Origin of the sequence: Pseudomonas sp. 58(2021) (assembly GCF_017491585.1) — a bacterium.
Classification (GTDB): Bacteria; Pseudomonadota; Gammaproteobacteria; order Pseudomonadales; family Pseudomonadaceae; genus Aquipseudomonas; species Aquipseudomonas fluorescens_BT.
Genome location: NZ_JAFGYZ010000014.1, coordinates 92366 through 107647 on the forward strand (window position 1 = coordinate 92366; position 15282 = coordinate 107647).

Below are 15282 nucleotides of genomic sequence, written 5' to 3' on the forward strand. Positions count from 1 at the left end.
GCGCTGATCGTTCCCACTCTGCGTGGGAACGATCATGTGACAGTTCAAAAATTCGATAGAACTTCTGACTTCGCGCAATCCTCATACCTAACAAGTCCCTCCATTCCGGTAACGCCATGGACCTTGTTATCGCCCGCCCCGAAGGCCTCTACTGCCCCGCCGGGGACTTCTATATCGATCCGTGGCGCCCGGTGGAGCGTGCGGTCATTACCCATGCCCATGGCGACCATGCCCGTACCGGCAACACTCACTATCTGGCTGCCAGCGCAGGTGAAGGTATTCTCCGCGCGCGCCTGGGTCAGGACATCAACCTGCAAACCGTGGAGTACGGGCAGCGTCTGTCCCACCATGGTGTCACCCTGAGCTTCCACCCCGCCGGGCATGTCTTGGGTTCGGCGCAGATTCGCCTGGAATACGGCGGCGAAGTCTGGGTCGCGTCCGGCGACTACAAGATCGAACCCGACGGCACCTGCGCCCCATTCGAACCGGTGCGCTGCCACACCTTCATCACCGAATCGACCTTCGGCCTGCCGATCTACCGCTGGCAGCCGCAGGCGCAAGTGTTTGGCGAGATCAATCAGTGGTGGCAGGCGAATATCCAGACTGGCAGGACCAGCGTGCTGTTCTGCTATTCGTTCGGCAAGGCCCAGCGAATCCTGCATGGCATCGACGAAACCCTCGGGCCGATCCTCAGCCACGGCGCGGTGGAGCCACTGAACCGGGTCTATCGCGAGGCCGGCGTGTATCTGCCACCGACGATCTACGCCGGCGACGTGAAGAAAAACGATCCCATGATGCGCCAGGCGCTGGTCATCGCCCCGCCGTCGGCCGGTGGCAGCAGCTGGATGCGCCGTTTCGGCGACTACAGCGACAGCTTCGCCAGCGGCTGGATGCGCCTGCGTGGTCCCCGTCGGCGGCGCGGCGTGGATCGCGGTTTTGTGCTTTCGGATCACGCCGACTGGCCGGGCCTGTTGTGGGCCATCGAACAGACCGGCGCCGAACGGGTGATGGTCACTCACGGCTCGATCGGTGTGCTGGTCCGCCACCTGCGGGAAAAAGGGCTGGATGCTCAAGGTTTCAACACCGAATACGGTGACGATGAACAGGACACCCTCGCCGTCGAACCCACCGTGGCCGAGGTGCAACCATGAAAGACTTCGCCGGGTTGTACGCCGAACTCGACGCCACCACCTCCAGCAACGCCAAACTGGCGGCCATGCAGGCCTACTTTGCTCACGCGGCGCCGCAGGACGCGGCCTGGGCGGTGTACTTTCTGTCCGGCGGACGGCCACGGCAACTGGTGCCCGTACGGATCCTGCGCGAACTCGCCGTCGACGTGTCGGGACTTACGCCGTGGCTGTTCGAGGAAAGCTATCAGGCCGTCGGCGATCTGGCGGAAACCATCTCGCTGGTGCTCCCGGAAAACCCGTACACCTCCGAGGCCGGCCTTGCTCAATGGATCGAGCACAAACTGCTGCCCCTGCGCGGTGAAACCCCGGAATACCTCGCCCATCAGCTGCCCGCACTGTGGGCGCAACTGGATCGGCCGAGCCTGATGCTGTGCATCAAACTGATCACCGGCAGCTTCCGGGTCGGCGTGTCCAAACTGCTGGTGACCCGCGCCCTGGCCTCCATGGCCGGGCTCGACAGCAAACGCGTGGCGCAGCGGCTGGTGGGTTACACCGATTTGTCCAACCGGCCGAACGCCGCCAGCTACCTGAAACTGATCGCCCCCGAATCCAGCGACGAACATGCCCAGCGCGGTGGTCAGCCCTACCCGTTCTTCCTCGCCCATGCGCTGGCGCAACCGGTGGAAACCTTCGACGCGTTGCTCGGCCCCGCAAGCGACTGGCAAGTCGAATGGAAGTGGGATGGCATTCGCGCGCAGGTGGTCAAGCGCGACGGGAAACTGTGGGTCTGGTCGCGCGGCGAGGAATTGGTGACAGAGCGTTTTCCCGAATTCGACACCCTGCTGCACGGTTTACCCGACGGCACGGTGATCGACGGCGAAATCGTTGTGTGGAAGAACAACCGCCCGGTCACCGAAGACGCTTTTGCTCCGCAGTCGACAGAAGCGCCGGCGGTGCAACCGTTCGCCTTGTTGCAGCAACGGATCGGCCGCAAGTCGCTGGACCGGAAAATCCTCGAAGACGCGCCGGTGGTAGTACTCGCCTACGACCTTTTGGAGTGGCAGGGTGAAGACTGGCGCAACCAGCCTCAGGCCAGGCGTCGTGAACAACTGGAACACGTCATTGCCCAGTGCAACAACCCGGTGTTGCTGCCGTCGCCGATTCTGACGGGTGACGACTGGTTCGACCTCGCCCGTCAGCGGGAGGCCTCCAGGCGCCTGGGGGTCGAAGGCATGATGCTCAAGGCCCGGGACGCGATGTATGGCGTCGGCCGGACCAAGGACATGGGCGTGTGGTGGAAATGGAAGGTCGACCCGTTCAGCGTCGACGCGGTGCTGATCTACGCCCAGCGCGGGCATGGTCGCCGCGCCAGCCTCTACAGCGATTACACCTTTGCAGTGTGGGACGGCCCGCCCGGTTCCAGTGCACGGGCGCTGGTGCCGTTTGCCAAGGCCTATTCCGGGCTGACCGATGCAGAAATGCGCGAGGTCGACAGCATCGTGCGCAAGACCACTGTGGAAAAATTCGGTCCGGTCAGCAGCGTGAAGCCGAGTCTGGTGTTCGAACTGGGCTTCGAAGGCATCGCGCTCTCTCGCCGGCACAAGAGCGGCATCGCCGTGCGCTTCCCGCGCATGCTGCGCTGGCGTCAGGACAAGACCGTCGAGGAGGCCGACAGCCTGGCGACCTTGCAAAACCTGTTGGTCTGATCCTTGCCCTCACGCCTCCCCGATCGTTCCCACGCAGAGCGTGGGAACGATCCCTCCGAACCATCCTGGTGCAGCATTTGCGGCGTGCCCGTTTTCGTGCACTGACCGTCCCCGGCATGCACTTCATACACCTTTTAAAACACTTGTTCGGGACTCTGGTTCGGAAATTGCTACTTTCTATAAGTCGTAAGCGTTCCAGTAACAATCATTCTGCGCCACAAGCGCTCATATTGGTTCTTAGGGATTGAATAATGAAAAAAGCATTGCTGACCCTTTCTGCACTGGCGTTGTGCATGGCCGCCGGCTCCGCGCTGGCCAAGGAATACAAAGAGCTGCGTTTTGGCGTCGATCCTTCCTACGCACCGTTCGAGTCGAAAGCGGCCGACGGCAGCCTGGTGGGCTTTGACATCGATCTGGGCAACGCGATCTGCGCCGAGCTGAAGGTCAAGTGCAAATGGGTCGAAAGCGACTTCGACGGCATGATTCCGGGCCTCAAGGCCAATAAGTTCGACGGCGTGATCTCGTCGATGACCGTTACCGAAGCCCGCGAAAAAGTCATCGACTTCTCCAGCGAGCTGTTCTCCGGCCCGACGGCCTACGTGTCGAAGAAAGGTTCGGGCATTACCGACGACGTCGCCTCGCTGAAAGGCAAAACCGTCGGTTACGAGCAAGGCACCATCCAGGAAGCCTATGCCAAAGCCGTGCTGGACAAGGCCGGCGTGAAAACCCAGGCCTACCAGAATCAGGACCAGGTGTATTCCGACCTGACTTCCGGCCGTCTCGATGCGGGCATTCAGGACATGTTACAGGCCGAACTGGGCTTTCTGAAGTCGCCGCAGGGCGCCGACTATGAAGTCAGCAAGCCGGTCGACAACCACTTGCTGCCAGCCAAGACCGCTGTCGGTATTAAGAAAGGTAACACCGAGCTGAAAGCACTTTTGGATAAAGGTATCAAAGCGTTACACGATGACGGCAAATACGCCGAGATTCAAAAGAAACACTTTGGCGATCTGAATCTGTACAGCGGCAAATAATGCCCCGGCGCCCATCCTCGATGGGCGCCTTTTTCATTCAGTCAGGTTGCTGATTTATGTTCGAAAACCTCTTACAAAATCTGGGGCTATCCGCCTTCAGCCTCAAGGGCTTTGGTCCTTTGCTGTTGGAAGGCACCTGGATGACCATCAAATTGTCGGCGTTGTCGCTGCTGGTGGCCGTGCTGCTCGGCCTGCTCGGCGCCAGTGCCAAGCTGTCAAAAGTCAAACTGCTGCGCCTGCCCGCCCAGCTCTACACCACGCTGATTCGCGGGGTACCGGACCTGGTCCTGATGCTGCTGATCTTCTACAGCCTGCAAACCTGGCTGACGACGCTCACTGACTACCTGGAATGGGAATACATCGAGATCGACCCGTTCACCGCCGGGGTCCTGACTCTGGGCTTCATTTATGGCGCGTACTTCACTGAAACCTTTCGCGGCGCGATTCTCGCGGTGCCGCGCGGGCAGGTCGAAGCCGCCACCGCCTACGGCCTCAAGCGCGGCCAGCGCTTTCGTTTCGTGGTGTTCCCGCAAATGATGCGCTTCGCCCTGCCGGGCATCGGCAACAACTGGATGGTGATGCTCAAGGCCACCGCACTGGTTTCGATCATCGGCCTGGCCGATCTGGTCAAGGCAGCGCAGGACGCCGGCAAGAGCACCTATCAACTGTTTTACTTCCTGGTCCTCGCCGCGCTGATTTATCTGCTGATCACCAGTGCCTCGAACTTCATCCTGCGCTGGCTCGAACGTCGCTACGCCGCCGGTGCCCGGGAGGCCGTACGATGATCGAACTCCTGCAGGAATACTGGAAAGCCTTCCTTTATACCGACGGCCAGAACATCACCGGGCTGGCCATGACGATGTGGCTGCTCAGCGCCTCGATCTTCTTCGGCTTCATCGTGTCGATTCCGTTGTCGATCGCCCGGGTCTCGCCGCACTTCTACATCCGCTGGCCGGTGCAGTTCTACACCTACCTGTTCCGCGGCACGCCTCTCTATATCCAGCTGCTGATCTGCTACACCGGGATCTACAGCCTGGCCGCCGTGCGCGCCCAACCGCTGCTCGACAGTTTCTTTCGCGATGCGATGAACTGCACGATCCTGGCTTTCGCCCTCAACACCTGCGCCTACACCACGGAGATTTTCGCCGGGGCGATCCGCAGCATGAACCACGGCGAAGTCGAAGCGGCCAAGGCCTATGGCCTGACCGGCTGGAAACTGTATGCCTACGTGATCATGCCGTCGGCGCTGCGCCGGTCGTTGCCGTACTACAGCAACGAAGTGATCCTGATGCTGCACTCGACCACCGTGGCCTTCACCGCGACCATCCCCGACATCCTGAAAGTCGCACGGGACGCCAACTCGGCGACCTTCCTGACCTTTCAGTCGTTCGGCATCGCCGCGCTGATCTACCTGACCATCACCTTTGCGCTGGTCGGCCTGTTCCGCCTCGCCGAACGCCGATGGCTGGCCTTCCTTGGCCCGACCCACTAGGACCCTTTTGAGATGCGCCACCAGATACACGATCTGCTGGCCCCGCTGCCGGGGACTGCACGACAGATTCACAGCTTTCATTTCGGCCCGGACAAGGCCCAAGGCAAGATTTACATCCAGTCCTCGCTGCACGCCGACGAACTGCCCGGCATGCTCGTGGCCTGGCACCTCAAGCAGCGTCTGGCGGAGCTGGAAGCCGCCGGGCGGCTGATCAGCGAAATCGTGCTGGTGCCGGTGGCCAACCCGGTCGGCCTCGAACAAGTGCTGATGGACGTGCCACTGGGCCGCTACGAACTGGAGAGCGGGCAGAACTTCAATCGCTGGTTCGTCGACCTCAGCGAAGAAATCGGCAACGAGATCGAAGCGCAGCTGTGCGAAGACCCGCAGCGCAACCTGGAACTGATCCGTACCAGCCTGCGCAATGCCCTCGCCCGCCACACCGCCACGACTCAGCTGCAATCCCAGCGCTTGACCCTGCAACGGCTGGCCTGCGATGCGGACATGGTGCTGGACCTGCACTGCGATTTCGAATCCGTGGTCCACCTCTACACCACGCCCGAGGCCTGGCCGCAGGTCGAGCCGCTGGCGCGCTATATCGAATCCCAGGCGAGCCTGCTGGCCACCGACTCCGGCGGTCAGTCGTTCGACGAATGCTTCACCCTGTTGTGGTGGCAATTGAAGGAGCGCTTCGGCGAACACTTCGAAATTCCACTGGGCAGTTTCTCGGTCACCGTCGAGTTGCGTGGCCAGGGGGATGTCACCCATCCGCTGGCCAGTCGCGATTGCCAGGCGCTGATCGATTACCTGATCCATTTCGGTGCCATTGCCGGCGAGCCCAAAGCCTTGCCGGCGCTGCCACACCCCGCCACACCGCTGGCCGGCGTGGAACCGGTGGCCACTCCCGTCGGCGGCCTGCTGGTCTACACCGCCACGCCCGGCCAGCTTCTGGAAGCCGGGCAGAAAATTGCCGAAATCATCGACCCGATCAGCGACCGGGTCACGCCAGTCCATTGCACCGCTTCCGGTCTGCTCTATGCCCGCTCGCTGCGGCGCATGGCCACCGCCGGGATGGTGATCGCCCACGTCGCGGGCGCCGAAGCCTATCGCAGCGGCTATCTACTTTCGCCTTGAGGATGCCTGTCCCATGTACAAATTGACCGTTGAAGGCCTGCACAAAAGCTATGGCGACCATCAGGTGCTCAAAGGCGTCTCGCTCAAGGCCAAAACCGGCGACGTGATCAGCCTGATCGGCGCCAGCGGCTCGGGCAAAAGCACCTTTTTGCGCTGCATCAACTTTCTCGAACAACCCAACGACGGCGCGATGAGCCTCGACGGCCAGGCGATCCGCATGGTCACCGACCGCCACGGCATGCACGTCGCCGACCCCAATGAACTGCAACGCCTGCGCACGCGCCTGGCGATGGTGTTCCAGCATTTCAATCTGTGGAGCCACATGACCGTGCTGGAAAACATCACCATGGCCCCGCGCCGGGTGCTGGGCTGCAGCAAACAGGAAGCCGACGACCGCGCCCGACGTTATCTGGAAAAGGTCGGTCTGCCGGCGCGGGTGGCCGATCAATACCCGGCATTTCTTTCCGGCGGCCAGCAACAACGGGTGGCCATCGCCCGGGCATTGGCGATGGAGCCAGAAGTCATGCTGTTTGACGAACCGACTTCGGCGCTCGACCCGGAACTGGTCGGCGAAGTACTCAAGGTGATTCAGGGCCTGGCCGAGGAAGGCCGGACCATGATCATGGTCACCCATGAAATGAGCTTTGCGCGCAAGGTGTCGAGCCAGGTGCTTTTTCTGCACCAAGGGCTGGTGGAAGAAGAAGGCGCGCCCGAAGAAGTGCTGGGCAATCCGAAAAGCGAACGCCTGAAGCAATTCCTCAGCGGCAATCTCAAGTAAAACTATTGCCCGGCCGGCGCGGTCACTGAAGGAACACCTTCAGAGCACACGTCGCCGGCATGGGCACTTCCACCGACTTCGCCAAACACTGGTTCAGCGCCCGCGACTGGAAGCCGTTCGCCTTTCAGAAGCAGGTATGGGCCGCGGTTAAACGTGGCGAGTCCGGCCTGCTGCACGCCAGCACCGGCGCCGGTAAAACCTACGCGGTGTGGTTTGCCGCGCTCAATCGCTTTGCCCGCTCCGGGCCTGTTGCTGAAACCACCCGTAAACGCAAACCACCCGCCGAACCGCTGACTGTCTTGTGGATCACGCCGATGCGCGCACTGGCCGCCGACACCGCGCGCGCCCTGCAAACGCCGCTGGACGATTTGCTCATTCCCTGGAGCGTCGGCCTGCGTACCGGCGACACTGGCAGCAGCGAACGCGCCCGGCAGAACCGGCGCCTGCCGACCACGCTGATCACCACCCCGGAAAGCCTGACCCTGATGCTCGCCCGCGCCGACGCGCAAACGGCGCTGTCGACCTTGCGCATGGTCGTGGTCGATGAGTGGCATGAACTGCTCGGGAACAAGCGCGGCGTGCAATTGCAGCTGGCCCTCGCCCGGTTGCGCCGCTGGCATCCTGAGCTGATTGTCTGGGGTGTTTCCGCGACGCTCGGCAATCAATCCCATGCCGAACAGGTACTGATCCCGCAGGGCGGTGGCGTGAGTGTTCAGGGTCAAAGCGAAAAAACCCTGCGTGTCGATACCCTGCTCCCACCACAGATCGAGCGCTTTCCCTGGGCCGGGCATATCGGTCTGAAGATGTTGCCGCAGGTGGTCGCCGAACTTGAGGTTTGCGCCAGCAGCCTGGTGTTCACCAATACTCGGGCACAATCGGAAATCTGGTATCAGGCCTTGCTGGAAGCGCGGCCGGACTGGGCCGGGTTGATCGCCTTGCATCACAGCTCGCTATCCCGCGATACCCGGGACTGGGTCGAGCAGGCGCTGAAGAATGGCCAGCTCAAAGCCGTGGTCTGCACTTCGAGTCTCGACCTGGGGGTGGACTTTCTGCCGGTGGAGCGGGTTCTGCAAATCGGTTCGGCCAAAGGCGTGGCGCGCCTGATGCAGCGGGCCGGCCGTTCGGGCCATGCGCCCGGTCGAACGTCGCGGGTCACCCTGGTGCCGACCCACAGTCTGGAACTGATCGAAGCCGCTGCCGCACGCGATGCCGTGGCGCAGCGCAGAATCGAGCCGCGTCTGTCACCGCACAAACCGCTGGATGTACTGGTGCAGCACCTGGTGAGCATGGCCCTGGGCGGTGGTTTTATTCCCGATGAACTGTACGAAGAAGTCCGCAGCGCCTGGGCCTATCGTGACCTGTCGCTCGCGGACTGGGCCTGGGCGCTGGCGTTCGTACGCCACGGCGGGATGTCGCTGACGGCGTATCCGGATTACCGTCGGGTCGAGCCGGACGAGCACGGAATCTGGCGCGTCCCCGATGCCCGGTTGGCGCGTCGCCATCGGATGAGCATCGGCACCATCGTCAGCGATGCCAGCATTCACCTGAAATTCTGGAGCAAGGGCGGTGGTGGCAAGCAACTGGGCAGCGTTGAAGAAGGCTTCATCGCCCGACTCAAACCCGGCGACGGTTTCCTGTTCGCCGGACGCTTGCTGGAACTGGTGCGGGTGGAAAACATGACCGCCTACGTCAAACGCAGCACCGCGAAAAAAGCCGCCGTGCCGCGCTGGAATGGCGGGCGCATGCCGCTGTCCAGCGAACTCGCTGACGCGGTGGTCAGCCGATTCAGCGCGGCGGCGCAAGGCGAGTTTGCAGGCCCGGAAATGCAGGCCTTGCAGCCGCTGCTGGAAACGCAGATGCGCTGGTCGGGCCTGCCGACCGTCAACAATCTGCTGGCAGAGGTGCTGAAATCCCGCGAAGGCTGGCACCTTTTCCTCTACCCGTTTGCCGGACGTCAGGTGCATCTGGGGCTGGCCAGCCTGCTCGCGTGGCGAGTCAGCCAGCGCCTGCCTGTGACTTTCTCGATTGCGGTCAATGATTACGGACTGGAATTGCTCAGTGCCACGCCGGTTGACTGGTCTGCGCAACTGGATGGCGCCCTGCTCAGCCCCGAGGATTTATTGAGGGATGTGTTGGCCAGTCTAAACGCGGGGGAGCTGGCACTGCGCAGGTTCAGGGAAATCGCACGGATCGCCGGACTCGTATTCGCTGGCTACCCCGGCGCGCCGAAAAGTACCCGTCAGGTACAGGCCTCCAGCGGGTTGTTCTTCGAAGTGTTCAAACAATACGACGCCGACAACCTTCTACTGGCCCAGGCCGGGGAAGAAGTCCTGCGCGAAGAACTGGATATTCATCGACTGGAACAGGCACTGGAGCGAATCAACCGGATGAAACTGGACATACACCTGATCAAACGCCCGACTCCACTCGGCTTTCCATTGCTGGTGGAACGCATGCGCGAAAGCATGAGTTCGGAAAAACTCGCCGACCGTATCCGGCGCATGGTCGGCGATCTGGAGAAAACCGCCGACAAGGGCCAATCCTGATGAACGCGCCCTATCCTGTGCGTCTGGCGGGTGAAGAACTCTGGCTGTTGCCGGAAAAGGCATTGTATTGGCCGGCGCAACAGGCGTTGCTGATTGCCGATGTGCATTTCGGCAAGGCTGCCGCTTACCGTCGCCTGGGGCAGCCGGTGCCGCAGGGCACCACGGCGAGCAACATCGCGGTGATCGAGCAGTTGCTGGCGAAACTGCCGTGTCGACAACTGATCTTTCTTGGGGACTTTCTGCACGGGCCCGGCTCCCATGCCCCCGACACTTTGCAGGCATTGGCGCAGTGGCGGGCGCGTCATGCCGATCTGCCGATCACGTTGATTCGCGGTAATCACGACAAGCGCGCCGGTGATCCACCGCAGACGCTGAACATTCGGGTGGTGCCGGAGCCGTTACTGCTCGGGCCCTTCGCATTGCAGCACGAACCCGATCCGCACCCTGAACGCCACGTACTCGCAGGACATGTGCATCCGGTTTATCGATTGAACGGCAAGGGGCGTGAGCGTCTGCGGCTGGCGTGTTTCAGTCTGGGAGAACGCATCAGCCTGCTGCCGGCGTTCGGTGCCTTCACCGGCGGCTATCCGGTGGAGAAGGACGAGCGTTGTCGGATCTTTGTCATTGGCGACAACGAAATATGGCCCGTCGGCTGACGTCCTGTTCAGGATTCAGCCGACGGGCCATGCATTCAATCACGCGACAGGCGCAGGTGGCGGTTTGTCCGGCAACGTCGGTTCGCCGGGCTCGGTCGGTTCTTCGTTAGGGGTATCGGGATCGGGCTGGTGAGGAATTCCGCCAGCCAGGGTGACGGGCGGGTGTGCCAGCAACGACCAGGCCAATACGCCAACCTGATTGGGCTCGAGCCTTGCCAGTTCGGCAGTGATTTGCGGATCGATCTTCATGGAGCACTCCTCGGCGAAGGCCCGTCCCGCTGTTCGCGAAACGGGCAGTACACCCCATAGAGTGTCTACCCGCCGAAGAATTCCCGGTAACTGCCGGATGGACGGATCAGGTGCGTGGCAAGGTCACGCCACGCTGGCCCTGGTACTTGCCGGCGCGGTCCTTGTAGGAGACTTCGCATTCCTCGTCGGATTCGAGGAACAGCATCTGCGCCACGCCTTCGTTGGCGTAGATCTTCGCCGGCAGATTGGTGGTGTTGGAGAACTCCAGGGTCACCTGGCCTTCCCACTCGGGCTCGAGCGGGGTGACGTTGACGATGATGCCGCAACGGGCATAGGTGCTTTTGCCCAGGCAGATGGTCAGGACGTTGCGTGGAATACGGAAATATTCAACGGTCGTGGCCAGGGCGAAGGAGTTCGGCGGGATGATGCAGACGTCGCTGTGGACGTCGACGAAGCTGCCGGCGTCGAAGTTTTTCGGATCGACAATGGCCGAATTGATGTTGGTGAACACCTTGAAATGGTTGGTGCAGCGCACATCGTAGCCGTAGCTCGACACGCCGTAGGAGATCACACGGCTGTCGTCGCTGCCGCGTACCTGGCGCTCGACGAACGGCTCGATCATGCCGTGTTCCTGCGCCATGCGGCGAATCCACTTGTCCGATTTGATGCTCATGGCGGGGTGTCCTGAATAGCGAGGTGGAAAAAACTGTCCGGCATCTTACCGGGCGCGCCGCCCGGTTCAAAGTCCGTGGTGCAAATCTCGCCGAACATGCAGGAATTACACTGCTTCGCGACGAACCGTCACACCGCCGATCCTTAAAACGGAGAAACCTTCGCAAGAAGCATTGGCACGTTCCGGAAAAAGGGTTAAGGTGGCGCCACTGTGCTGCTTGTGTCACTGAGAATCTCTACACGATATGTTGAATTTCGATCCAACCATCTACAAGAATTTTTCCTGCTCTTTGCACTCAGTCTCGGCCAGGGTTCTTCCTGAGTCGCAGTTATCTTTGTTCAAGGAGTTACACCATGTCTAATCGCCAAACCGGTACCGTTAAGTGGTTCAACGATGAAAAAGGCTTCGGCTTCATCACTCCACAATCCGGTGACGACCTGTTCGTTCACTTCAAAGCTATCCAGTCCGACGGCTTCAAAAGCCTGAAAGAAGGCCAACAGGTTTCTTTCATCGCTACCCGCGGTCAGAAAGGCATGCAAGCTGAAGAAGTACAAGTTATCTAACTTGTAGCTTCTTTGGTAAAAAGCCCCGCCCTTAAAAGCGGGGCTTTTTTGTGGGCGCCTGTTTTGTACAGGCAAAAAAAATCGCAGCCTGTCGAAGGCTGCGATTTTTTCGGCCGGGCGTTACCAGGCCACGCCAAATCCTGCGGTGTAGCGGGTCTTGTTCAGATCCGCGTCCTTGGTACCACTGATGATGTCACGCTCGGCCTTGAGATTGAGCGAGGCCCAGTCCGTCACCTTGTAGCGCAGGCCCACTTCCGAATCCAGGGCATAGTTGGCGACGTCCGACAATGGCTTGCCCAGTTCGCCGGTGGTGAAGAACTGTACCTTCTTGCCGATCAGGTAGCGGTTATAGTCCCACTTCATGGCAACGGAATAGAAGTTGTCCTTGCCGCCGTCGCTGTACTCATAATCGGTGCGGTTGAGCAGCGAGCCGAGGGAAAATGCGCCCAGCTCATCATCCCAGAACTGATAGCCAGGACCCGTACCGACCACACGCTGGCGTGACAACTCTTCGACGTAGTCACGCTTGTAGTTCAACCGCCCCTGCCAGAACCACTTGTCGGTCAGGAAGCGGTCCAGGGCATATTCGGCGCGCCAGTTGTTGGTGGTCACCACCTCATCCTGAACTTCACGGTTGTACTCGCCCTCAGCGGTATGACGCCAACGGCCATGGCGCGCGGTGGTCTTGAAGCCGACGTCGTAATCATCGGTGTCTTTTTCGGCACGCTGATAATCCAGGGCCAGGTCGACATTGCCCTTCCATACCAGATCCTCGACCACGGGTTTGGGCTTGAGAATCTGCTGAATGCTCGCCAGCTCGACGGTTTTCGGCGCTTCGCCGTTGGCCAGAGTGACCTTGCCGTCTTCGGCGGCAGTCAGCGATTTGGCCTTCTCACCGCTATAGGCATCCTGCTTGACCAGCAGCTCTTGATCGCTTTCCAGGGTCTTGACCTGCTTCCAGTCGATGGTGACCGCGCCGGCGTACTGGGTCTGGACCAGCAACTTGCCGCCATCGAACAGGGTGATTTTGCCGCTCAGCTTGTCACCGTTCTTCAACCAGACGGTATCGGCAAGCAAGGGCGTGGACGCACTGAAGACAGCAAGGCACAACAGGGTTCTGGACAACATAAGCGAATCGGAAACTCGGATTTGCGAAAAAGGGTCGGCATTATCCGTAGGAATAATCCTCTGACAAGGAGTGACCCGGCTATTTCTGTTGAGTTCATTTCTCAATTGCCCGATCACGGATTACCCTTGAACCCATGAATCGATCTTGTTCAGGAACGGCGCCCGTGACAGACCCGATACCTGCCTGCGAAAACGACCCGCAAATCCGACGCACGGCACTCTATTCGACCCTTGCCCAAGTGCCCGAAGGCAAGGTCGTCAGCTATGGTCAGTTGGCCGAACTGGCCGGGTTGGGGCGCGCCGCCCGCTGGGTCGGCCGTACCCTGAGCCAGTTGCCCGGCGACACGAAGCTGCCCTGGCACCGCGTGCTCGGTGCCGGCGGTCGGCTCAGTCTGCCGGCGGGCAGCCCTTCAGGCGATGAACAGCGGGCACGATTGCGTATGGAGGGCGTTACGATCCTGAACAATCGTGTGGATATTCAGCGTCATGGCTGGCGCCCGGTAGAGCACAGCGGTTAGAGTGCGCGCTTTGTTTTCGCAATCTTGAGGCAGACTTCAGCCCATGCCCCGTAAAACCTGGCGCGCCGCGCTCGCCGCCTATGCCAGTCCTTCGACGCTCGTGCTGTTGTTGCTGGGTTTCGCCGCCGGCCTGCCGTACATGCTGGTGTTCTCGACACTTTCGGTCTGGCTGCGTGAAGCCGGTGTAGCCCGCGAGACGATCGGCTATGCCAGCCTGATCGGTCTGGCCTATGCCTTCAAATGGGTCTGGTCGCCCCTGCTCGATCAATGGCGCCTGCCATTGCTGGGCAAGCTGGGTCGACGCCGTTCGTGGTTGGTGCTTGCGCAATCGCTGGTAATCCTCGGCCTGATCGGCATGGGTTTCTGCGACCCCCAGAAACATTTGTCCTGGCTGATCGCCATCGCCGTGATCGTCGCCTTCGCCTCCGCCACCCAGGACATCGCAGTCGACGCCTACCGCCTGGAGATCGCCGAAGACAACCGCCAGGCCGCGCTGGCCGCCAGTTATATGTCCGGTTATCGGGTCGCCGCCCTGCTCGCGACGGCCGGTGCCCTGTTCTTCGCTGAAGGTTTCGGCTCCACCGGGTTCAACTATCAGCACTCCGCCTGGACCGGCACCTATGTGCTGTTCGGCGCCTTGATGGTCCCCGCCCTGATCACCACCCTGCTGATGCGCGAACCGCCGGTACCGCTGCGTACCCAGCTGCAGGCCGGGCGCTACACCTTCATGCATCAACTGATGTCGGTGTTCGTACTGATCGTCCTGCTGGTTTCCGTACCGGCCATGTTTACCCAGCTCTACAACACCGATTTCGCCAGTGTGCTGTTCGGCAGCATGAGCCCGCTGGACCTGCTGCTGGAAGACCGGGCATTCCTGCGTGCCATCCTCTACACCCTGCTGACCGGTCTGTGCCTCTCGGCCATGGGGCGCCGTGGCCTGGCGCCAGTGCTGACGCCAGTCAATGACTTCATCCTGCGTTACCGCTGGCAGGCCCTGCTGCTGCTCGGTCTGATCGCCACCTATCGCATGTCGGACACGGTGATGGGCGTAATGGCCAACGTGTTTTACATCGACCAGGGATTCACCAAGGACCAGATCGCCAGCGTCAGCAAGATCTTCGGCCTGATCATGACCCTGGTGGGTGCCGGGATGGGCGGTCTGCTGATCGTTCGCTTCGGCATCCTGCCGATACTGCTCATCGGCGGTGCGGCGTCTGCGGGCACCAACCTGTTGTTCGTGATGCTGGCGGACATGGGCCCGAACCTGAAGATGCTGATCGTGACTATCTCCCTCGACAACTTCAGTTCGGGCATGGCCACTTCGGCGTTTGTCGCTTACCTGTCCAGCCTGACCAATCTGAAATTCTCCGCGACCCAGTACGCGCTGCTCAGCTCGATCATGCTGTTGCTGCCTCGCCTCATCGGCGGCTACTCCGGGGTGATGGTGGAGAAGTTCGGCTACCACAACTTCTTCATGATCACCGCACTGCTCGGTGTGCCGACCCTGGTGCTGATCGCCCTGCACTGGTTCCAGGAGAGTCGCCGCGAAGGCCCGACGCCGACACCGGACCCCGTGCCGACGCCCGTCGCCGAAGAGTCGTAAGACATCTCGCACCCGGCGCAGGGTATTGCGCCGGCCCTGCGCTTCTGTACGTAGGCAGCTCTCGCCGGTACACTG

At 61.1% G+C, this 15282-nt stretch carries 15 protein-coding genes; 12 read left to right on the top strand and 3 right to left on the bottom strand.

Features of this window, described 5'->3' with window-relative positions:
- The first annotated feature begins 116 nt into the window (after positions 1 to 116).
- From J5M72_RS17825 to pdeM, 9 genes are all read left to right on the top strand, one after another.
- Positions 117 to 1151, top strand: a complete 1035-nt coding sequence (locus tag J5M72_RS17825) for a ligase-associated DNA damage response exonuclease (RefSeq protein WP_207866674.1) — start codon at positions 117 to 119, stop codon at positions 1149 to 1151.
- Positions 1148 to 2836 (top strand): ATP-dependent DNA ligase, encoded by a 1689-nt coding sequence (locus J5M72_RS17830; RefSeq protein ID WP_207866675.1) that lies wholly within the window; start codon positions 1148 to 1150, stop codon positions 2834 to 2836. Before J5M72_RS17825 ends, J5M72_RS17830 begins: the two co-directional genes overlap by 4 nt.
- 251 nt (positions 2837 to 3087) lie before the next feature.
- The gene (locus J5M72_RS17835) at positions 3088 to 3870 is read left to right on the top strand and encodes a transporter substrate-binding domain-containing protein (protein ID WP_011332769.1); all 783 of its coding nucleotides are present in this window, start codon (positions 3088 to 3090) and stop codon (positions 3868 to 3870) included.
- 56 nt (positions 3871 to 3926) lie between these two features.
- The gene (locus J5M72_RS17840) at positions 3927 to 4655 is read left to right on the top strand and encodes an ABC transporter permease (RefSeq protein WP_169429133.1); all 729 of its coding nucleotides are present in this window, start codon (positions 3927 to 3929) and stop codon (positions 4653 to 4655) included.
- Positions 4652 to 5362, top strand: a complete 711-nt coding sequence (locus tag J5M72_RS17845) for an ABC transporter permease (RefSeq protein WP_011332767.1) — start codon at positions 4652 to 4654, stop codon at positions 5360 to 5362. Before J5M72_RS17840 ends, J5M72_RS17845 begins: the two co-directional genes overlap by 4 nt.
- Before the next feature lie 12 nt (positions 5363 to 5374).
- Entirely contained in the window at positions 5375 to 6493 is a 1119-nt protein-coding gene (locus J5M72_RS17850) for a succinylglutamate desuccinylase/aspartoacylase family protein (protein WP_207866676.1), read from the top strand.
- Between the two features lie 13 nt (positions 6494 to 6506).
- Complete coding sequence (locus J5M72_RS17855; RefSeq protein WP_085697407.1) at positions 6507 to 7271, top strand: ATP-binding cassette domain-containing protein; 765 nt, start codon at positions 6507 to 6509, stop codon at positions 7269 to 7271.
- 59 nt (positions 7272 to 7330) lie between these two features.
- Positions 7331 to 9817 carry a ligase-associated DNA damage response DEXH box helicase gene (locus J5M72_RS17860; protein WP_207866677.1) on the top strand — a complete coding sequence of 829 codons (2487 nt, stop codon included), beginning with the start codon at positions 7331 to 7333 and terminating at the stop codon, positions 9815 to 9817.
- Positions 9817 to 10473 carry a ligase-associated DNA damage response endonuclease PdeM gene (pdeM, locus tag J5M72_RS17865; protein WP_169429130.1) on the top strand — a complete coding sequence of 219 codons (657 nt, stop codon included), beginning with the start codon at positions 9817 to 9819 and terminating at the stop codon, positions 10471 to 10473. The genes J5M72_RS17860 and pdeM overlap by 1 nt, the downstream gene beginning before the upstream one ends.
- Before the next feature lie 39 nt (positions 10474 to 10512).
- Here pdeM and J5M72_RS17870 read toward each other — a convergent pair whose 3' ends face one another.
- Both J5M72_RS17870 and dcd read right to left on the bottom strand, forming a co-directional pair.
- A complete protein-coding gene (locus J5M72_RS17870) occupies positions 10513 to 10722 on the bottom strand; it encodes a hypothetical protein (protein WP_065259270.1) in 210 nt (69 codons plus the stop codon).
- Between the two features lie 106 nt (positions 10723 to 10828).
- Positions 10829 to 11395, bottom strand: a complete 567-nt coding sequence (gene dcd, locus J5M72_RS17875; protein WP_007954988.1) for a dCTP deaminase — start codon at positions 11393 to 11395, stop codon at positions 10829 to 10831.
- 353 nt (positions 11396 to 11748) lie between these two features.
- Here dcd and J5M72_RS17880 point away from each other — a divergent pair, with 353 nt between their 5' ends.
- Positions 11749 to 11958, top strand: coding sequence for a cold-shock protein (locus J5M72_RS17880; protein WP_002554837.1), 210 nt, complete (start codon positions 11749 to 11751; stop codon positions 11956 to 11958).
- Between the two features lie 120 nt (positions 11959 to 12078).
- Here J5M72_RS17880 and J5M72_RS17885 read toward each other — a convergent pair whose 3' ends face one another.
- Entirely contained in the window at positions 12079 to 13086 is a 1008-nt protein-coding gene (locus J5M72_RS17885; RefSeq protein ID WP_169429129.1) for a DUF481 domain-containing protein, read from the bottom strand.
- A 134-nt stretch (positions 13087 to 13220) separates the two neighbouring features.
- Between J5M72_RS17885 and J5M72_RS17890 the strand changes: the two genes are divergently transcribed.
- Together J5M72_RS17890 and J5M72_RS17895 are read left to right on the top strand one after the other, a co-directional pair.
- On the top strand, positions 13221 to 13604 hold the full coding sequence (locus tag J5M72_RS17890; protein WP_169429128.1) for an MGMT family protein: 384 nt from the start codon (positions 13221 to 13223) through the stop codon (positions 13602 to 13604).
- A 43-nt stretch (positions 13605 to 13647) separates the two neighbouring features.
- On the top strand, positions 13648 to 15207 hold the full coding sequence (locus tag J5M72_RS17895; RefSeq protein ID WP_169429127.1) for an AmpG family muropeptide MFS transporter: 1560 nt from the start codon (positions 13648 to 13650) through the stop codon (positions 15205 to 15207).
- Positions 15208 to 15282: the final 75 nt, after the last annotated feature.

Bases quoted from the DNA above. Each gene is read 5' to 3' on its own strand.
- J5M72_RS17885 (WP_169429129.1), bottom strand. From the start codon at position 13,086: ATGTTGTCCAGAACCCTGTTGTGCCTTGCTGTCTTCAGTGCGTCCACG.
- J5M72_RS17830 (WP_207866675.1), top strand. From the start codon at position 1,148: ATGAAAGACTTCGCCGGGTTGTACGCCGAACTCGACGCCACCACCTCC.
- J5M72_RS17850 (WP_207866676.1), top strand. From the start codon at position 5,375: ATGCGCCACCAGATACACGATCTGCTGGCCCCGCTGCCGGGGACTGCA.
- J5M72_RS17895 (WP_169429127.1), top strand. From the start codon at position 13,648: ATGCCCCGTAAAACCTGGCGCGCCGCGCTCGCCGCCTATGCCAGTCCT.
- pdeM (WP_169429130.1), top strand. From the start codon at position 9,817: ATGAACGCGCCCTATCCTGTGCGTCTGGCGGGTGAAGAACTCTGGCTG.
- J5M72_RS17835 (WP_011332769.1), top strand. From the start codon at position 3,088: ATGAAAAAAGCATTGCTGACCCTTTCTGCACTGGCGTTGTGCATGGCC.
- J5M72_RS17855 (WP_085697407.1), top strand. From the start codon at position 6,507: ATGTACAAATTGACCGTTGAAGGCCTGCACAAAAGCTATGGCGACCAT.
- J5M72_RS17840 (WP_169429133.1), top strand. From the start codon at position 3,927: ATGTTCGAAAACCTCTTACAAAATCTGGGGCTATCCGCCTTCAGCCTC.
- J5M72_RS17880 (WP_002554837.1), top strand. From the start codon at position 11,749: ATGTCTAATCGCCAAACCGGTACCGTTAAGTGGTTCAACGATGAAAAA.
- J5M72_RS17860 (WP_207866677.1), top strand. From the start codon at position 7,331: ATGGGCACTTCCACCGACTTCGCCAAACACTGGTTCAGCGCCCGCGAC.
- dcd (WP_007954988.1), bottom strand. From the start codon at position 11,395: ATGAGCATCAAATCGGACAAGTGGATTCGCCGCATGGCGCAGGAACAC.
- J5M72_RS17825 (WP_207866674.1), top strand. From the start codon at position 117: ATGGACCTTGTTATCGCCCGCCCCGAAGGCCTCTACTGCCCCGCCGGG.
- J5M72_RS17890 (WP_169429128.1), top strand. From the start codon at position 13,221: ATGAATCGATCTTGTTCAGGAACGGCGCCCGTGACAGACCCGATACCT.
- J5M72_RS17845 (WP_011332767.1), top strand. From the start codon at position 4,652: ATGATCGAACTCCTGCAGGAATACTGGAAAGCCTTCCTTTATACCGAC.
- J5M72_RS17870 (WP_065259270.1), bottom strand. From the start codon at position 10,722: ATGAAGATCGATCCGCAAATCACTGCCGAACTGGCAAGGCTCGAGCCC.